The following is an 18173-nucleotide window of genomic DNA, read 5'->3' as shown; positions in this document are numbered from 1 at the left end:
TACGCCGTGCTCATTCAATCTAAAAATAAAAATGAAAAGATTATTCTCGGCTTACTGTCCTATACTTTAGAAGAAGGGCAGCACCAAACCGACCTCTTGCAGTCGATTTTGGAAACCTACCGGCAATCTGATAGCAAGGAAATCTATCTCTATCGAGAGCAAGACCAAGATAATTTCATTGGCTTGGTGGGGGTTGAAACCTTTCAATCGCCTGGCAACGAGTCAGAACATCCAGAGTCAGTCGTTATTGACCGTATTGCCCTCTTACCATCATTCCGCAATGAGTCTGTAGGTTATCAGATTTTCAGTGAACTTAAGGAGCGCTATCCTAATAGCGCCTTCTTAGGGTCTCGTCTGACCTCAGAACTTCTTGTCAAATGGAGCAGTCGTTATGCCCAAGAACACCAAGAATCTTAAAGGTCATCAGGGGCAAGATAGCTCCGTGACCAAGGACAAGCAGCAACTCAAGCTCCAATTGGCCTCTTTTCAGGGGCCCTTTGACTTGTTATTGCACTTAATTAAACAGATGAAAGTGGATATTAATGATATCCCTATGGCCGAAATTACCAGTCAGTACTTGGCTTATCTTCACTCCATGCAAGAGTTAGAGTTAGATCAAGCCGGCGATTACTTAGTGATGGCTGCCACGCTCTTGGAAATCAAGAGTCGTCTGCTCCTACCTATTGAGCCGGATGCTGAATTGGATGGCGACTATGAGCCTGGCGACCCACGTCAAGTGTTGGTGCAACAACTGCTCTTGTATCAACAATTCCAAGATGTGTCCTCACTACTAGAAATGCGCCAAGAAGCTCGTGCAGCGCTCTTTTCTAAACAAGCAGATGACTTGTCGGACTATCAGGATCAAATACCGCTACAAGAAGGGGAAATTAGCCTGGATCAACTGGTGGCACGTATGCAAGATGTCTTGGCCCGCCAACTAGCTCGTCAACCCTTGGAACGCCAAATTCATCATGATCCTTTGACAGTTGAGCAGAAGATGGATGATATTTTAGCGCGTTTGGGACGACTAGAGCGGCAAGAACGCTTGTCTTTTGAACAGTTGATTGACAAGGCCAGTCGCCCGGAGATTATCACGACCTTTATGGCGCTTCTGGAGCTAGTCCGTAAGCAGTTCATTGTTTTCTACCAGGCCGAAGCCTTGGCACCAATTGAAATTGAAAAAATAGACGGAGTCGAATAGATGGAATTAATTACCCGCCTGCATGGCATTATCTTTGTAACAGGAATTGAAGGGGTCAGTCGTAAAGATTTGGCGGCTAGCCTTCAGGTGCCCTTAAATCAAGTGACAGAGGCCTTGCAACAACTACAATTGAATTTACAGGAAGACCCACTGTCACCTGTAGAGTTGGTTAACTACAATGACCAATACCGTCTGGTGACTAAGTCTGAGTTGGCGCCTGATGTGGAGTCCTATGCTCACTCGCCCTTTACCCAGAAGCTCAGTCGTGCTGCCGTTGAGACGTTAGCTATTGTAGCTTATCGCCAGCCTATTACCCGTATGGGGATTGATGAGATTCGTGGCGTGTCCAGTATTACTATGCTACAAAAGTTACTTGCCCGCGACTTGATTCGTGAGGTTGGTCGACTCGAAGCACCGGGGCGTCCAGTTCTCTATGGGGTAACAGATTACTTTATGGACTATTTCGGTCTCAAGTCTTTAGAAGATTTACCAAATATTGAGCCACTTAACCTCAATGATGAGGTCACTTCGGATGAATTATTTAATACTAAGCAATGGCAGATTAGTCTAGATGACGAGGCGTCTTATCAGGATGCGCCATTTCTTGATTCCGATTTAGAAGAAGGGGAGGAGGATTAGATGGATCGTTTGCAGAAAGTAATGGCCCATGCAGGTATTGCTAGTCGTCGTAAATGCGAGAGCTTGATTATGGAAGGACGGGTCAGCGTTAATGGCCAGACAGTTCGTGAATTAGGGACTCAGGTATCCAGTAAGGATCGTATAGAAGTAGATGGCGTTCCAATCTATCGGGAAGAACCTCGCTACATTCTGATTAATAAGCCAAGACATGTCATAAGTGCTGTATCCGATGACAAGAACCGTCAAGTCATCCTAGACTACATTCAAGGCATTGAAGAGCGAATTTATCCAGTCGGACGTTTGGATTATGACACGACCGGGCTTTTGCTCCTGACTAATGATGGGGCCTTTGCCAATCAACTCATGCATCCACGCCATCAAATTGATAAGGTCTATGTGGCCAAAGTCAAAGGGATTCCATCTGAAAAGTCACTTGCTCGACTTGAAGCCGGTATTGTGTTAGATGGTAAGAAAACAGCCAAAGCCAAGGCTCAGCTCTTAAGCCAGAATCTGGATAACCAGACGGCAATTGTAGAATTGACCATTCGTGAGGGGTGGAATCACCAAGTTAAGCGTATGTTTGAAGCGGTGGGGCACCCAGTCAACAAACTCAAGCGGGAACGCTATGCTTTTCTGACTCTAGGCAAGCTCTTGCCAGGAGAATGGCGAGAGTTAACAGCTCATGAAGTCAATAAGCTTAAGCAAATGAGTCAGAGCGAGGGACAAGCCGGGCAAGAAGCAAGGAAAGCTAAACCTAAGCGTATAATGGGACGTCCAACTGGTCAAAAGCCGTCTCGTAAATCGCCTGCATCTAGCTCAGGCCGTAAGGCAAGAAAAGGGCAGTCCAAGTCCATGCCTGCCAGAAATTTTAAATAAGAAGATGCCCGGCTAGTCAAGTCGGGCATCTTGTGCTATAATGAAGGTATCAATCGAATAATACAATTAGTCTTCAGGGCAGGGTGAAATTCCCGACCGGTGGTAAAGTCCACGAGCCTAGTACTTTAGGGTCTAGGTTGAACTGGTGAAATTCCAGTACCGACAGTAAAGTCTGGATGGGAGAAGTAAGCTAATTAACAGATAGATTCACAGGGTTTATTTGTCTTTGCTGCGTTTACTTTCCCAAGTAAGCGTATTTTTTTGGCTTCTAGAAGACGAATAAAAGGAGGAATATCTATGAAAAACATGCGATTGACACGTCAAGTATTACTGGCTATTTTAGGGGCCTGGGCAGTGGTTTTCCGACTGCTCGATTTTCCCTTGTTGCCATCGGCACCTTTTCTTAAGTTCGACTTTAGTGATGTGCCGGTCTTCATCGGGCTCTTGATTAATGGACCAATTGGGGCTGCAGTGGTAGCCTTTATCCGCGATTTCATTGAATATCTGCGTAAGGGTGGAGAAGCTGGCATCCCGCTAGGGGTCAGCATGAGTTTCATTGGCACCATGACCATGATGTTGATTCTGCATTTTTACCTGCGCCGCAAGAAGGGCACTTGGCAACTTGAACAGATTGTGCTCACATGTATCAGCTTGGCCTTTAGCTTGACTTTGGTCATGAGCTTGCTCAATTATTTCATTGCGCTTCCTATCTATGTAGAGGTCATGCATTGGCCAATCAAAAATATGATAGAAATGGTCTTAGTAGCCATTGTGCCATTTAACTTACTTAAGGGAGCTATCTTAGGAATTATCATCGCCTTGGTTTACAACCAATTCAAGGCTTATCTGATTAAGAGAGGGCTCTTGCTAGCTAGCTACCAATAAGCAATAGAAAGGCCGGGATTAATCCCGGCCGTTTTTTTTGTTTAATAGCTACTGAGATGGAGAAGGGGTATGATCGACTTCTTCAATAGCGCGAGTGGGACAATCGAAGATGGCAGAACGTGCCATTTTCTGATCTTGCTCAGTGGCATCTTCTTGCACAAAGGCTATCCCGTCATCTTCACAATCAAAAACTTGTGGATAATTGAGATAACACTTGCCACAGGCAATGCATCTTTCTGATTGAATAATTAACTTAGACATGCTAAATCCTCCTTTTATGTTACAGAAGTGTTACAGCGACTTATCAAATTCGTATAAAAGCGTTTACTTCCACTGTATTTTTAGCACAGGTCGCTTAGAATATGGTACTATAAATTAGTAAATATTAATATGTGCAACATGTGCCCCTCACGGATCTAGTCACATTGTATCATATTTTAGGAGGAATTTTGATGTCTGAAGAACAAAAATCAAATTTCGATCAAGAGAATTTGAATGAATCATCAAATCGATCATCGGAAACGTCAAGCAGATTTAGAATGCCTTGGAACAACAAATTTGGTGAAGACGAAAACTTAAAAAACCGCCAATATTCACGATCAGCTCGTAACCAACCAGAACGTGAGGCAACTACCTTATCCAAGGTCTTGCTCTTTATGGTTATCTGCGTATGTATTGTACCATTTATCCTCTTCTTCTGGGTCAATGCGTCACGTCCACAGAATCCATCACCACGGACTGCTTCACAAGTATCAATCTCTCGTGCCGAAAGTTCAAGTGCAAGCTCTAGCAGCACTAGTGAATCTAGTTCTGCTCTTGCCTCAGCTTCAAGCATTGAGTCAAAAGCAAGTGAATCTGGTCAAGGCTTGAATAACCAGCAAGGTGAACATCCTAACCAAAACCAACAAGGCCAACAACAAGGCCAAAACCAACAAGGCCAACAACAAGGCCAAAACCAGCAAGGCCAACAACAGGGTCAAAACCAACAAGGTCAGCAACAGCAAAACCAAGGTGGTACGACTTATGTGGTACAAGCAGGGGATTCTTGGTACCGGATTGCAGCCAATAATGGGGTTTCTCTAGATGCCTTGTTAGCTGCTAATGGTGCGACGGTTGAAACAACCATCTTACCTGGTCAAACCATTGTTATCCCATAAAAAAATTGAGAACTCCCTAGTTTTAGGGTAGAATAGAGCTTAGGAAACTAAGCTCTATTTTTTTGTAGAGAGATAGAAGAGGATGAAGCATAGATGACACATTTGACAATTGCAATTGACGGGCCTGCTTCCTCAGGCAAGAGTACGGTCGCTAAGTTATTGGCTGGCCAATTAGGCATTACCTACATTGATACAGGAGCTATGTATCGTGCGGTTACCTTAGCAGCGCAGCGCCAAGGAGTGAGTGTAGACGATCAGGCGGCCTTAGAGAACCTATTAGCCCAGCTTGATTTGTCCTTCCGTCGCCAAGATGGAGTACAACACGTATACCTAGGGGAGGAAGATGTCTCATCTGCTATTCGTAGTGTTGCGGTGACGCAAGCGGTCTCTGAAGTATCAGCTCAGCCCCAAGTTCGTGAGGCTTTGGTTGCCATGCAACAAGCCATGGCCGCCAAAGAATCCGTGGTAATGGATGGCCGCGATATTGGGACGGTGGTTTTACCTAATGCCAGCATTAAGTTTTTCTTCGTCGCTGATGTGGCCGTTCGAGCTGCGCGTCGTTATAAGGAAAACTTAGAGCGGGGCATGACCGATCAAACCTTGGCTGAAATTGAAGCGGATATTGAAGCGCGTGATCTCTATGATAGTACTCGTGAACACAGTCCGCTTAAACAGGCAGAAGATGCTATCTTAGTTGATACCAGCCATGAGACCTTGGATTCACTTTTGACCAAACTTACGGAGATGATTCAAAAGCGAATGTAAGGCCTTAAAAACCAAGCAAAATTCGACTATTAAAGAATAAATTGCAATTATGACTAGACTAATCGGTTAGAATTTGATAAAATAGATGCTAAGTAGGTTCACAAATCGTAAAAATTTTCTGAACAACGCTTGAGTATTGCCTTAGGAGGAACTGGTAGATGACAGAAACTGTAGAAAACCAACAATTACAAACAATGGAGGATGCTTTGGATAGCGTCTTAGACATCAAACCTGGTGATGTCGTAAAAGGGGACGTCTTGGCTTTTGAAGATAACCAAGTACGTGTCTCAATTAAAGAAAGTGGCGGTTTAGAAGGTGTAATTCCACGTCGTGAACTTTCAGCAAAACCATTCAACGAATTTACTGAAGTGGTAAACATCGGTGACGAAGTTGAAGTAGTGGTTTTAAAACCAATCCGTGATAAAGAAAACGGGAACTTCTTACTCTCAAGAAAACGCCTTGAGTCTAAGAAAGTATGGGCAGAGCTCAAAGAAAAATTCGATAACAAAGAAATCATCACAGCACCTGTTAAAGAAGCTGTTAAAGGTGGTTTAGTAGTAGATTTAGGCTTACGTGCTTTCGTGCCAGCTTCTATGGTTGATTCTTTCTACGTAGAAGATCTTAAAGTATACGTAGGTCAAACCTTAGACTTTGTCATCGTTGAACTTGATGAAAAAGAAAACCGTTTAATCCTCTCTCACAAAGAAATCGCTGAACGCGAACGTGCAGAGAAACGTGCAGCTGCTTTAGCTAACTTGGTAGAAGGTTCTATCGTTGAAGGGACAGTTGCTCGCTTAACTAACTTTGGTGCTTTCGTTAACTTGGGCGATGTAGATGGTTTGGTTCACTTGAGCCGCATCTCTCACTCTCACATCCGCAAACCAGGCGATGTGTTGAACGTAGGCGACAAAGTAAATGTTAAAGTTCTTTCAGTTAACCCAGAAGATGGCCGTGTATCTCTCTCTATCAAGGATACTTTAGAAGGTCCATGGGAAAACATCCAAGAAAAAGCTGGTGAAGGGACTGTCCTCAAAGGGACTGTTAAACGCTTGACTGACTTTGGTGCTTTCGTAGAAGTTTTACCTGGCGTAGAAGGTTTGGTGCACATTTCTCAAATCTCTCATGAGCACATTGCAACTCCAGGTGAGAAATTACAAGAAGGTCAAGAAGTTGACGTGAAAGTATTGAGCGTTAACCCAGAAGACCAACGTTTATCATTGTCTATCAAGGCTTTGTTGGAACGCCCAGCACGCCCTGAAGGCGAAGTAAGCGACAAGCCAAAACGCGAATCAAAACCACGTAAACCTAGAGCTAAAGCTGAACCAGCTCCTACCATCGTAGCAGAAGCTGAAGGTTTCACTTTAGGTGATGTGTTAGCTGGTGCTTTCGGCGACCTTAACACCGAAGAATAAGCCACTGTAACCACGAAAGACTGGCCTGAGTGTCAGTCTTTTTCGTGTCATAAACCATAAATGAAGGAGGAGACCTTATGTCCATGCCAACCGTGGCCCTCGTAGGCCGCCCAAATGTGGGGAAGTCCACAATATTTAACCGATTGGTGGGGGAGAGACTCTCCATTGTTGAAGATTATCCAGGAGTGACGCGTGACCGTATCTATGCGACGGGTAAATGGTTAGGCCGTGAATTCCGTGTCATTGATACCGGTGGGATTGATATGATTGATGAGCCTCTTATGGATCAAGTGCGCTACCAAGCTGATATTGCCATGGAAGAGGCAGATGTCATTGTTTTCTTGACTAGCATGCAAGAAGGTTTGACGGATGCAGATGAGGCCATCGCCCATCGCTTGCACCGAACTAATAAGCCAGTTGTCCTGGCTGTCAATAAGGCAGATAACCCAGAAATGCGCCAAATGGTCTATGATTTTTATGCCTTGGGGCATGGCGATCCCTATCCTATTTCCGGTTCCCATGGGACGGGTTTAGGAGATCTCTTGGATGCAGTTGTGAGCTATTTTCCAACAGACTTATCTGAAGCTGAGGAAGAAGATGTCATCAAGTTCTGCTTTATTGGTCGTCCTAATGTCGGTAAGTCCAGTTTAGTTAACGCCATTCTTAAGGAAGAGCGGGTCATCGTCTCCAATATTGAAGGGACCACGCGTGAAGCAGTCGATACCCATTTCACAGATGAAGAGGGGACGCGCTATACCATGATTGACACTGCCGGTATTCGTAAGCGAGGCAAGGTCTACGAAAACACTGAAAAGTATTCAGTGCTGCGGGCCATGTCCGCCATTGAACGTTCCGATATTGTCTGCTTGGTTTTAGATGCTGAGACTGGGATTCGGGAACAAGATAAGAAGGTAGCTGGATATGCCTATGAGGCAGGTAAGGGCATGGTCATTCTGGTCAATAAATGGGATGCAGTAGACAAGAGTGATAAACTCTTTGAGACCTTTACCAAGGAGATTCGTGCGCATTTCCAATACTTGACTTTTGCGCCAATCCTCTTCGTTAGTGCTCATACAGGCCAACGTCTCAATAAATTGCCTGAACTCTTGAAGACCATCTACGATAATCGTCACCGTCGCATTCAATCTTCAGTCTTGAACGATGTCTTAATGGATGCAGTCGCTATGAACCCAACCCCAACAGATAAAGGCCGTCGCCTCAAGATTTACTACTTAACTCAAGTGGCTGTCAACCCACCAACCTTCGTGGCTTTTGTTAATGATGTTGAGCTCATGCACTTCTCTTATGAGCGTTTCTTAGAGAACCAATTGCGTCAATCATTTTATTTTGAGGGAACCCCGATTAAATTGATTACGAGAGCGCGACAATAAGGCGAAAAGTGGTAAAAAATCGAATTTTAAAGGGCGAATCTATTGTATTAAAGCCTATTATGTGGTAATCTATACAAGAAATAGCAATCTGCTATGGAAAAACGCGTAACCACGCATACTTTAGGAGGAGTTTTATTATGGCAAACAAAGCTGAATTAGTAGAAAAAGTAGCAGCTAAAACTAACTTAACTAAGAAAGATGTAACAGCAACTGTTGAAGCGTTGTTCGAAACCATCCAAGAAACTTTATCAAAAGGCGAAAAAGTTCAAGTAATCGGCTTCGGTACTTTCGAAGTACGTGAACGTGCAGCTCGTAAAGGCCGCAACCCACAAACTGGTAAAGAAATCAAAATCGCTGCAAGCAAGGTTCCAGGTTTCAAAGCTGGTAAAGCCTTGAAAGACGCTGTTAAATAATAACAGTCATTCATAAGTAAGTAACAGAGGTTGAAACTCAGGTTTCAGCCTCTTTTTTATCCTTAAGGCAAACTAGTAGATAGCAAAAGGACCCAGGTCTTAACCCAGGTCCATAGTTATTTTATGCTACAAAAGCTCCATGACATCCACCATGTCCTTAAAGTGCTCAGTCTGATTATAGGCAATGAGCTGAAATTGGCCATGTAGGTATTTAACGGTTGTTACGGAGGCGTTGGCTAAGGGGTCGCCCAACTCGAAATCCGCTACTAGACCATGGATGAGATTCTGAATAGTCAGACCATGACAGACTACCAATATTTTGTGGTCACTGCCAGCATGGCGATTTAAGAGCTCTAGGAGACCTGTTTCAACACGATGCCAGAATTCTAGATAGTTTTCTGCCAAGCCAGTTGGATCAGAGGCCTTCATCTTGTTCATGGTCGCCTCTACTTGGATGCCAGCATCACGTGGTAGTCCCAATTCATGATTGGTTTCAGCAATCATGTCCCGCCAGACAGATTGTGCTTCGAGTCCTTCGTAGTAGCCGAAGAAGACTTCGCGGAATTCTGGCATGGGGGTAATGGTTAAATCTTGGCTATGGTGATTTTCTTCTAATAAAATCTGAGCCGTTTTGATGGTCCGACCCAAATCGCTCGTATAGACAGCATCGAACTTGACGTCCGCAAGTCCACGGCCTGATTGATGGACAATTTCCAAGCCTTCTGGGGTCAGAGGGGCATCAGCCCAGCCTTGGAAACGTCCCAAACGATTGAGATAGGTTTCGCCATGTCTGACGAAGTAGAAAGTAACACCTTTAGTCATTGGATAGCCTCCTTATCTTATACAGTCTCATTATATCATTCTGACTCCCGACTGTCATCTGAGGTTATGTTTTTTGCTTATAACCAACTATAGGAATAAAATCATCTAAAAGACTTGGCCAGTAAGTGCATTTTAGGCCAAAATGTGGTAACCTTAATATTGTCTATTCTACTCTGTAAAAATGCAGAGAACCATTAAACTATAAACAACGAGGGAATGATTATTAATGAGAACAGTGAGACGCCTGAATAACCATTCAGAGTCGCGCATTGACTATGGGATTATCCTGAACGTCATGATTTTGGCCATTATTGGGTTAGCGAGCCTTTATGCCACTACCGTCATGATTGAGAACAAATCCATTTTGCCGACACTCTACCATGCACTCTGGTACTGTATTGGGGCCATTGCTATTTTAGTGGCTATTCAATTTGATAGTGAGCAATATTGGAAGCTATCTACAATCTTTTATGGAGTGGGGCTGGTCCTCTTGATTGCCGTCCTCTTCTTCCACGACCGAGGGTTAGCTGCCGATACAGGGGCACGTTCCTGGTTCCGCTTAGGGCCGATTAGTTTCCAACCTTCGGAAATTTTCAAGATTGCCTATATCGTCTTTATGGCCCGGATTATTACAGAACATAATAATGAATACACCAACCGTAGCATCAAAACAGACTGGTTACTACTAGGGAAAATTCTTCTATTTGCTGCCCCGGCACTTTTCTTGATTCAACGTCAAAATGACTTGGGGACCAACTTAGTCTTGCTAGCTATTACTGCGGGTATGGTGTTAATGTCAGGTATTTCTTGGAAAATCTTATTGCCGATTACTCTGGCCGTTACCATTGTAGGTGGGGTGCTTATTTACTTGGCTGCCTTTCAACGGGACTTCTTGCTAAGTACTGGATTAGTTCGACCATACCAAATCGCCCGGATTGACTCTTGGTTCCGTCCTTTCGATGATACGCGTGGTGATGCCTACCAGTTAGCTCAATCTATTAAAGCCATTGGGTCAGGGCAATTATCTGGTAAGGGCTTTGGAGTCTCTCAAGTCCCTGTACCAGTCCGTGAGTCTGACTTTATCTTTACGACTATTGGTGAGAACTTTGGTTTTATTGGGGCAGGGGTGCTACTCTTTGTCTACTTCATGTTAATTTACCAAATGGTGCAAACTTGTTTTGAGACCAAGAATGAATTTTACACCTATATTGCGACAGGTGTTATTACCATGATTATGTTCCATATTTTGGAAAACATTGGGATGAACATTGGGCTTTTGCCAATTACGGGGATTCCGTTACCTTTCGTCTCACAAGGGGGGTCTGCTCTCCTAGGGAATATGATTGGGATTGGGCTGATTCTGTCCATGCGTTATCACCATCGCTCCTACATGTTCTCTAGCCAGAACGACTCGGAATTTTAATCGTTGAAGAAAGGATTAAGTATTATGAAACGTTATGGCAATCAACTTTGGGTCCAAGTAGTTGGACCTGACCGTTACCGTATCGGCATGACAGACCAGCTCCAATGTGATGCGGGCGATATCTCTTACGCCAATATTGCCCCACTAGGAGCATTAGATGTCGATGATACCCTAGTTAATTTAGAAGCTTCTAAGGCGGCCATTGAGGTCGCTAGTCCCCTCAAAGGTCAAGTAGTAGCGCGAAATGAGGCGGCAGAAGCAAATCCTAGCCTCTTGGATTCTAAGAATCCGGCGGACCACTGGCTAATTGAATTAAGCCAAGTGGATACTCAAGCTTTTGAGGCGCTCGCAGAAGAGGAATAACCCCACTCACTAGCTCTATGGCTAGATATAGAAAGAAGGAATGACCATGCGGCCAGTAATCGGTGTAACGGGCAACATTATGCAAGCCCCTGAAGATAAATTCAAATCTTTTAAGGTAAACTACTCCCCTTGGGGATATACGGAAGCAGTACGCTTGGCCGGTGGGACCCCGGTCATCCTACCTATGACGGAGCCGACTTGTGCTGCCCACTACGTGAGCCTCATTGATGGTCTGGTTTTGACCGGCGGGGAGGATATCTCACCTTATCTCTATAATGAAGAGCCACATGTCAATATTGAAGCTACTTCGCCAACGCGGGATGCAGTCGAAACGGCTCTTATTAAGGAGGCCTTGGCTCAGGGGAAACCTATTTTAGCTATTTGCCGAGGCATGCAACTGGTCAACGTTGTTCTGGGCGGTAACCTCTATCAGGATTTAGCAGGCCAGGCCAATGTGACCATTCAGCACGTCCAAAAATCACGTCCAAGCATGGCAACCCATTCCATCAAGGTAAAAGCCGGTAGCTACCTGTCTCAATTAGTGGCTGATGGTTGCCTTATTAACTCCATTCACCACCAAGCCATTCGGGAATTAGGAGAGGGCTTAATCGTGTCAGCCCGCAGTAAGGATGGGGTTATCGAAGCGATTGAAAGCCAAGAAGGTTCCCTCATTCTGGGAGTTCAATGGCATCCAGAGCGCTTGACCAAACACGATGAATGCAGTATGGCGATTTTCCAAGATTTAATCGAGCGCTCGCTTGAGGCCAAACAGGCTCGTTAGTTCTTAAATTACGTAAGAAATAAATAGAAGGGAGGGGACAGGCATGACCTTTCAAGCTAGCATCAGCCAAATCCGCAAGGGCCAATTAGGGGCCAATTACTTTCTAGTTGGTACCGAGCGCTATTTGCGGCAACAGTTGCAGGATGCCCTGATTGATCAAGTAGATCAGGCAGGTAGCTTTGAAGTTAGTCGCTTTGACTTGAATGACACGGAATTAGCCGCCATTCTGGACGAGGCAGATGCCTTCTCTTTCTTTGCAGATAAGCGTGTTGTCCTGATCGATAATGCCCAGGTCCTAGTCTCAAACTCTAAGGTTAAGGTCGATGACCAAGACCAGAAGCGACTCCTAGCCTACTTGGCAGATCCTAATCCTGCTAGTTTGCTGATTTGGATCTGTGACAGTAACCAAGTCGATAAGCGCAAGAAGCTGACTAAGGCTTTCCAGGCCCAGGCAAAATGGGTCGATGTGGCGCCTTTAGACGCCAAAGAAATGGGAGCCTATCTCCAGGCCTATCTGGCAGACAGCACGCTCCAGATTGGCCGTGAGGGGTTAGAAGAGTTACGTATGAGGGTCAATGATGATTTGACCTTGGCTATGTCGGAGCTCCACAAATTGGCCCAATATAGCAATCAGGGCAAGCCTATTACCCTAGAAGTTATCAAAGACTTGGTACCGAGAAGCCTTGAGACGGATGTTTTTAGCTTGTCGCAGGCAGTCTTGAAGCGAAAGTTGAGTCAAGCGGTCCAAATTTACCAAGATTTACTTCTAGCCAAACACGAGCCCGTGGCCTTGCACGCGCTCTTGGTCAGTCAGTTTCGTTTGTTGATTCAAGTCAAATTGCTTGGACACCAGGGCTATCAGCAAGCTGAGATAGCGCAACAATTGAGCGTCCATCCCTATCGCGTTAAATTGGCTTTAGAGACGGTTAGACGCTTAGATTTAAGACAGCTCTATGATTTCTATGATGCCTTAGCGGAGGCTGATTTTCAGCTCAAACAAGGCATTGGTGTCAAGGAGATACAATTCGACTTGCTAGTGAGTCGTTATATCATAGGAAGCCCCTAATTACTGGAACAGATAGCTGTTCCAGTAATTTTTATGTTTCAATGGTAAAAAAATAAGCTACCCTCAAGGTAGCCTACTTTCTTAGTTAGCTTTAAGTAAACGAGCCAAACGTGACTTGTCACGAGCTGCTTTGTTTTTGTGGATTAAACCTTTAGTTGCTGCGCTGTCGATTTCTTTAGCAGCTAGACGGAATAATTCCTCAACGTTTGCTTCGCCAGCTTCTACTGCAGAACGGAAACGTTTAACCGCAGTACGCATTGCAGAAACGTGTGCACGGTTGCTTTCAGTCTTAGTAGCTGTTTGACGGATACGTTTTTTTGCTGATGGGTTGTTAGCCATTTGAGTCACCTCTTTCATTGCGATTTGTCTATAGTCCAAAGGACTAAGTCAACAAGCCTTATTATACATGAAAACCCGGTCAGTATGCAATAAAAAGATGGAAAATAATTCAAATTCGTCTAGCTTTACTTCTAAGTCCTTGGACTAGACAGGGGGCTAGCTTTTTGTTATGATGAGAAATGAAGCGAAAATTTGTTCGCGCATTGATTGACTAGATAGAAGGAGGAGAGGGCATGGATTTTCAATTAGTCGCCCCCTATAGCCCCAGTGGGGATCAGCCTGAAGCGATTGAAGCTCTGGTCCAAGGGGTCAATGATGGCGTTAAGGAGCAGGTCTTGTTAGGAGCAACGGGGACCGGTAAGACCTTCACCATTGCCAATGTTATTAAGCAAACGGGCAGACCGACCTTGGTTTTGGCTCACAATAAGACCCTGGCTGGGCAACTTTATAGCGAGCTATTGGAATTCTTCCCAGATAATGCGGTCGAGTACTTTGTCTCCTACTATGACTACTATCAGCCTGAAGCCTATGTGCCGTCGTCTGACACTTATATTGAAAAAGACGCCAGCATTAACGATGAGATCGATAAGCTCCGCCATTCGGCTTCTTCTGCCTTAATTGAACGCCGAGACGTCATTGTGGTGGCCTCTGTTTCCTGTATTTACGGCTTGGTTGACCCTGAGAACTACCGTAATCATGTCTTGTCCTTGCGAGAAGGCATGGAAATTCCTCGTAATCTTCTCCTGGCGCGTTTGGTTGAAATGCAATTTGTTAGAAATGACATTGACTTTCAACGGGGGACCTTCCGAGTAAGAGGCGATGTGGTAGAAATCTTCATGGCCTCGCGCGACAAGGAAGTGGTTCGGGTAGAATTCTTCGGGGACGAGATAGAACGCATCCGCGTCGTTGATTTTCTAACCGGCGAAATTAAGTACGATGTAGACCATTATCCTATTTTCCCTGCGACTCACTTTGTGGCCAGCCAGGAACAGACAGCAGTGGCAGTCGACTCCATTCGTCAGGAATTGGAAGAGCGCCTAGCCGAATTACGAGCAGACAATAAATTATTAGAAGCTCAACGCCTAGAGCAAAGAACTACCTATGATTTGGAAATGATGTTGGAAATGGGCTACTGTAGTGGGATTGAGAACTACTCCCGCCATATTGATGGTCGGGCACCAGGTCAAGCACCTTATACACTCTTAGACTTCTTCCCAGATGACTTTCTGATTGTAGTGGACGAGTCCCATATCACCATGTCGCAAATCCGCGGTATGTATAATGGTGACCGGGGCCGCAAGCAGCAGTTGATTGATTACGGCTTTCGTTTGCCGAGTGCGCTGGACAACCGACCTTTGCGCTTAGAAGAGTTCGAAGAACATGTGAACCAGATTATTTATGTTTCTGCGACGCCAGGACCTTATGAGCTAGAGCATACGGGTGGTGAGGTCATTCAACAAATCATCCGGCCAACGGGCCTCTTGGACCCAGTAGTTGAAGTGCGGCCAATTGAAGGTCAGATTGATGATTTAGTGGCTGAAATTAAGGCTCGGACTGAACGAGACGAGCGGGTCTTCATCACTACCTTAACTAAGAAAATGGCGGAAGATTTGACCGACTACCTCAAAGAGTTAGATATCAAGGTCAAGTACCTGCACAGTGATATTAAGACCCTGGAGAGAACGGAAATCATTCGAGACCTTCGTCTAGGTGTCTTTGATGTCTTAGTCGGTATAAACCTCTTACGGGAGGGCTTGGACGTGCCAGAAGTCACCCTGGTAGCTATTTTGGATGCAGACAAGGAAGGCTTCCTACGGAGTGAACGTTCCTTGGTACAAACTATTGGTCGGGCAGCTCGCAATGCGAATGGTCGCGTCATTATGTATGCGGATCAGATTACGGCTTCGATGCAGTATGCCATTGAAGAAACAGAGCGACGTCGTTCCATTCAGATGGCCTACAACCAAGAACATGGGATTGTTCCTCAAACCATCAAGAAGGAGATTCGCGATTTAATCCGGATTACCCACGATGTAGAAAACGAGGACAAGCAGGAGTCCCTCCTCAAGCAGTTCCGCAAGCTGTCTCGTCTACAAAGAGAAGAGCAATTGGAACGCTTGGAGATGGAAATGCGCCAGGCCGCCAAGGATCTCAATTTCGAAGCAGCCGCCGATCTGCGTGACATGATTATGGAACTTAAGGGTGCCTATAAATAAGCTTAAGGCAGGAAGTCACTTCCTGCCTTTTGATCTATTTACAGGGCAGGTAGGTAAATTTACTGGCATCTTTTGATAAAATTCGGCAGATTTGAGTAAATCAGTCTTTCCATTCTTGCTTAAATCTCCTATAATAGAAGTGTCTATATATTTAAGTAAAGAATAAGGTGATGGTATGCAACAGGAGGTAAAATTAAGAGGACTTGATGGACTTAAAGGTCTATTTTTATTAGTTCTTATGGGCGTTGGAATTTTTCAAGGTGATTTATTGGCGGGCCAATTGGTTCCCCTCGGTCTCTTCACTGTCCTTGGCTATCAATGGGCCTATCGTTTAGAACGGCAGCAGGATGTCCCCTTTTGGCGTCACTGGCAAGCCGTCTGGTCTGCTTGGTTGCCAGTTCTGTGGCTGACCTCTATCACCACGATTGGCCTTTTGGCGCTAGATTATTCGCTTTTAAATCAGAGTAAATTTGACTTGATTTTTAGTCCTCTCCTAATCGAAAATGTCAGACAGCTTTGGCTAGGTGGGGTGACTAGCTTAAGTCTTGATGCCGCAAGTGGTCTTAAGAGTTTATGGTATCTAGGCCATGGGGTACAAGTAGCGGGGCTAGTTGCGCTGATTAGCTGGCTTCTAGGTCGTACTAGTCTAAGTCTGCTAGGTAAGGGCATGGTCTGGATGGTTGTTCAGGCTAGCCTATGGCTATTGGCTGGTTTTGGTGTTATGAATGGTAGCCCACTGGCTTATATAGAGCTAGCCTTTTATGCCTTGGCTTTTTTGTCTGGGGTTTCCCTGGTCTACCTAGTGCCAGTTCTGCTCAATCAAATTTACCGTCTGTCTAGTAAGTATGTCTTATTAATGGGTTTAGGCCTAGTCGGTAGCTTAATGCTTCTGACCTTCTTCCTTAGCCAAACTTGGACAACAGCGCTCATGGGTCTGGTATGGACTGCAGCTGTGCCACTTTTTACCACTTGGCTTATCTTGTCCTACGTGGCTGGGACACCTGTCTTGCGTCGTATTCTTGAGTTTTCAGCTTGTGTAGCCTTGGGCCATCGTCTCATTCATTATTATGTGGCCTATGCCTTTGTGACTTTCTGGTTAGCAAATGGTCCCTTCTGGTTACAAGTGATTCTAGCAATCTTGTTGGGTGAAGTGCTCTACTGGCTCTTGGTAAAGGGATTACCGCAACTTTACTTCTTCAATGGTCGCTCTTGGATTAGCGATTATTATGCCCTCTATCAAGCCATGGCTGAAAAAAATCTCAAGACCTGGCAGTTAGTCGGTGCCATCGTCATCTTCCTTTTACTCTTTGTTAGCATTTGTGTCCTAGGTTTACTAGTTCTGATTCAGTAAATCAGGTCTATAAATAACAAACAGCAAGCCTTAATAATTTAGGCTTGCTGTTTTTATTAGGCCTCCTAGCCAATGAAATCCTTCATTAGGCTAGGGAGTTTTTCACTAATCTGATGGGGTAGGACCACCCACTGAGTCTGAGCCATTTCTTGTGCCAGGTAGGAATGGAGGAAAACGGCACTGCATAGGGCTAAATTAAAGTCATCTGGGAATTGAGCCAAAAAGGCAGCGACCATTCCAGCCAGGGTGTCGCCCATGCCGCCGGTCGCCATGGCAGGTGTGCCGACTGTCAATTGGTAGCAGGAACCATCCGTCAGATAGAGCTCTGTACCTGGTTTTTTGAGTACTAGGTTGAAGCCAAGTTGTTTTTGAGCGACCAGATTGGCTTGAGGTGTCTGGTCTTCAATGGCAAGGTCAGATAGGCGTTGCCATTCAGCCTGGTGAGGCGTGATAACTACAGGCACTCCACTAGGTAAGGGGTGGGGATGGCGAGCCAAAAGCGTTAAGGCATCACCATCTAGGACTAACTTTTGACCTGGCCTTAGCCAATCTAAAATCCGATGCAGACGTTGGCAGGAAAAAGCATCCAGTCCCATACCTGGTCCTAGCAAAACTAGATTAGCTGCTTGCGTTAACGCCTTAAGCTGAGCTAGGTTAGACCAGTCACTGACCATGGCTTCAGGCAGACGAGCATGGAGGGCCGTGTGGTTGGCAACATCAGTGGCAACAGTCGTGAGGCCACTACCTGCGTAGACAGCCGCTTGAGCAGCTAGAATAATGGCGCCACCTAGCTGAGCATTGCCACCTACTAAGAGCGTCCGGCCAAAAGTTCCCTTGTGGGATTGACTAGGTCGCTTAGGTAAACGATGGGCTAGCCCATCGTAAGTTAAAGGCTGAAACATGACAGTCACTCCTTTGGACTTAGGTCTTATACACTTTTATTATAGCACTTCTGGTTCAAACTAGGCTAGCTTTGCCTAGCCATTGGTGGGAGAGAATGAGCCAATATTCTGCATATAAGCTAATAAACTGACCTATATCTTGGGACGAGTGCTTAAAAATTAACTAATATT

19 protein-coding genes, 1 pseudogene and 1 riboswitch are annotated in these 18173 nt (G+C 45.1%); of the genes and pseudogenes, 16 read left to right on the top strand and 4 right to left on the bottom strand.

The features are described from left to right. Positions 1–6: 6 nt before the first annotated feature. The 5 genes and pseudogenes from V7R82_RS05880 (at position 7) to V7R82_RS05860 (ending at position 3601) form a co-directional block, all read left to right on the top strand. Complete coding sequence (locus tag V7R82_RS05880; RefSeq protein ID WP_338541887.1) at positions 7–417, top strand: hypothetical protein; 411 nt, start codon at positions 7–9, stop codon at positions 415–417. Continuing rightward, entirely contained in the window at positions 392–1201 is an 810-nt protein-coding gene (locus tag V7R82_RS05875) for a segregation and condensation protein A (protein ID WP_306486790.1), read from the top strand. Before V7R82_RS05880 ends, V7R82_RS05875 begins: the two co-directional genes overlap by 26 nt. Next, on the top strand, positions 1202–1840 hold the full coding sequence (scpB, locus tag V7R82_RS05870; protein WP_338541884.1) for an SMC-Scp complex subunit ScpB: 639 nt from the start codon (positions 1202–1204) through the stop codon (positions 1838–1840). Next, positions 1841–2539, top strand: a pseudogene (locus V7R82_RS05865) (pseudouridine synthase); the annotation flags it as partial. A gap of 242 nt (positions 2540–2781) precedes the next feature. Next, positions 2782–2908: riboswitch (FMN riboswitch) on the top strand. Between the two features lie 105 nt (positions 2909–3013). Next, positions 3014–3601, top strand: coding sequence for an ECF transporter S component (locus tag V7R82_RS05860; protein ID WP_314393662.1), 588 nt, complete (start codon positions 3014–3016; stop codon positions 3599–3601). A 48-nt stretch (positions 3602–3649) separates the two neighbouring features. Here the strand turns inward: V7R82_RS05860 and V7R82_RS05855 are convergent, their stop codons facing one another. After that, positions 3650–3862, bottom strand: a complete 213-nt coding sequence (locus V7R82_RS05855) for a ferredoxin (protein WP_070755419.1) — start codon at positions 3860–3862, stop codon at positions 3650–3652. Between the two features lie 191 nt (positions 3863–4053). Here V7R82_RS05855 and V7R82_RS05850 point away from each other — a divergent pair, with 191 nt between their 5' ends. The 5 genes from V7R82_RS05850 to V7R82_RS05830 all read left to right on the top strand — a co-directional run bounded on the left by V7R82_RS05850 (position 4054) and on the right by V7R82_RS05830 (position 8739). After that, positions 4054–4758 (top strand): LysM domain-containing protein, encoded by a 705-nt coding sequence (locus V7R82_RS05850; protein WP_338541881.1) that lies wholly within the window; start codon positions 4054–4056, stop codon positions 4756–4758. A gap of 93 nt (positions 4759–4851) precedes the next feature. Continuing rightward, positions 4852–5523 (top strand): (d)CMP kinase, encoded by a 672-nt coding sequence (cmk, locus tag V7R82_RS05845; protein ID WP_070755421.1) that lies wholly within the window; start codon positions 4852–4854, stop codon positions 5521–5523. 158 nt (positions 5524–5681) lie between these two features. Next, positions 5682–6935: a 30S ribosomal protein S1 gene (rpsA, locus tag V7R82_RS05840; protein ID WP_070755422.1), complete on the top strand. Its 1254-nt coding sequence runs from the start codon at positions 5682–5684 to the stop codon at positions 6933–6935. Between the two features lie 77 nt (positions 6936–7012). Then, positions 7013–8326 (top strand): ribosome biogenesis GTPase Der, encoded by a 1314-nt coding sequence (gene der, locus V7R82_RS05835; RefSeq protein ID WP_291427257.1) that lies wholly within the window; start codon positions 7013–7015, stop codon positions 8324–8326. A gap of 137 nt (positions 8327–8463) precedes the next feature. Then, a complete protein-coding gene (locus V7R82_RS05830; RefSeq protein WP_023390831.1) occupies positions 8464–8739 on the top strand; it encodes an HU family DNA-binding protein in 276 nt (91 codons plus the stop codon). 126 nt (positions 8740–8865) lie between these two features. Here V7R82_RS05830 and V7R82_RS05825 read toward each other — a convergent pair whose 3' ends face one another. Beyond that, on the bottom strand, positions 8866–9561 hold the full coding sequence (locus tag V7R82_RS05825) for a histidine phosphatase family protein (RefSeq protein WP_291431523.1): 696 nt from the start codon (positions 9559–9561) through the stop codon (positions 8866–8868). A 226-nt stretch (positions 9562–9787) separates the two neighbouring features. Here V7R82_RS05825 and V7R82_RS05820 point away from each other — a divergent pair, with 226 nt between their 5' ends. Genes V7R82_RS05820 through holA form a run of 4 tightly spaced genes read left to right on the top strand, consistent with a single transcriptional unit; the run spans position 9788 to position 13194 of the window. After that, positions 9788–10984 carry an FtsW/RodA/SpoVE family cell cycle protein gene (locus tag V7R82_RS05820; RefSeq protein WP_070755425.1) on the top strand — a complete coding sequence of 399 codons (1197 nt, stop codon included), beginning with the start codon at positions 9788–9790 and terminating at the stop codon, positions 10982–10984. A gap of 24 nt (positions 10985–11008) precedes the next feature. Further along, positions 11009–11347, top strand: coding sequence for a glycine cleavage system protein H (locus V7R82_RS05815; RefSeq protein WP_291427258.1), 339 nt, complete (start codon positions 11009–11011; stop codon positions 11345–11347). A 46-nt stretch (positions 11348–11393) separates the two neighbouring features. Beyond that, on the top strand, positions 11394–12128 hold the full coding sequence (locus V7R82_RS05810; protein WP_070755427.1) for a gamma-glutamyl-gamma-aminobutyrate hydrolase family protein: 735 nt from the start codon (positions 11394–11396) through the stop codon (positions 12126–12128). A gap of 43 nt (positions 12129–12171) precedes the next feature. Beyond that, positions 12172–13194 (top strand): DNA polymerase III subunit delta, encoded by a 1023-nt coding sequence (gene holA / locus V7R82_RS05805; RefSeq protein WP_338541871.1) that lies wholly within the window; start codon positions 12172–12174, stop codon positions 13192–13194. A gap of 81 nt (positions 13195–13275) precedes the next feature. Here the strand turns inward: holA and rpsT are convergent, their stop codons facing one another. Continuing rightward, on the bottom strand, positions 13276–13533 hold the full coding sequence (gene rpsT, locus V7R82_RS05800) for a 30S ribosomal protein S20 (protein ID WP_070755429.1): 258 nt from the start codon (positions 13531–13533) through the stop codon (positions 13276–13278). Between the two features lie 233 nt (positions 13534–13766). Between rpsT and uvrB the strand changes: the two genes are divergently transcribed. Both uvrB and V7R82_RS05790 read left to right on the top strand, forming a co-directional pair. After that, on the top strand, positions 13767–15749 hold the full coding sequence (gene uvrB, locus V7R82_RS05795; protein ID WP_311468687.1) for an excinuclease ABC subunit UvrB: 1983 nt from the start codon (positions 13767–13769) through the stop codon (positions 15747–15749). Positions 15750–15924: 175 nt separating this feature from the next. Then, positions 15925–17100, top strand: a complete 1176-nt coding sequence (locus V7R82_RS05790) for a hypothetical protein (RefSeq protein ID WP_338541867.1) — start codon at positions 15925–15927, stop codon at positions 17098–17100. 65 nt (positions 17101–17165) lie between these two features. On the opposite strand, the gene V7R82_RS05785 is transcribed toward V7R82_RS05790, so the two are convergent. Beyond that, complete coding sequence (locus V7R82_RS05785; RefSeq protein WP_338541866.1) at positions 17166–18002, bottom strand: NAD(P)H-hydrate dehydratase; 837 nt, start codon at positions 18000–18002, stop codon at positions 17166–17168. Between the last annotated feature and the right edge of the window lie 171 nt (positions 18003–18173).

Origin of the sequence: Abiotrophia defectiva ATCC 49176 (assembly GCF_037041345.1) — a bacterium.
Taxonomy (GTDB): domain Bacteria; phylum Bacillota; class Bacilli; order Lactobacillales; family Aerococcaceae; genus Abiotrophia.
Note: the sequence above shows the minus strand (reverse complement) of the source record. Positions and strands in the feature narration are given on the sequence as shown.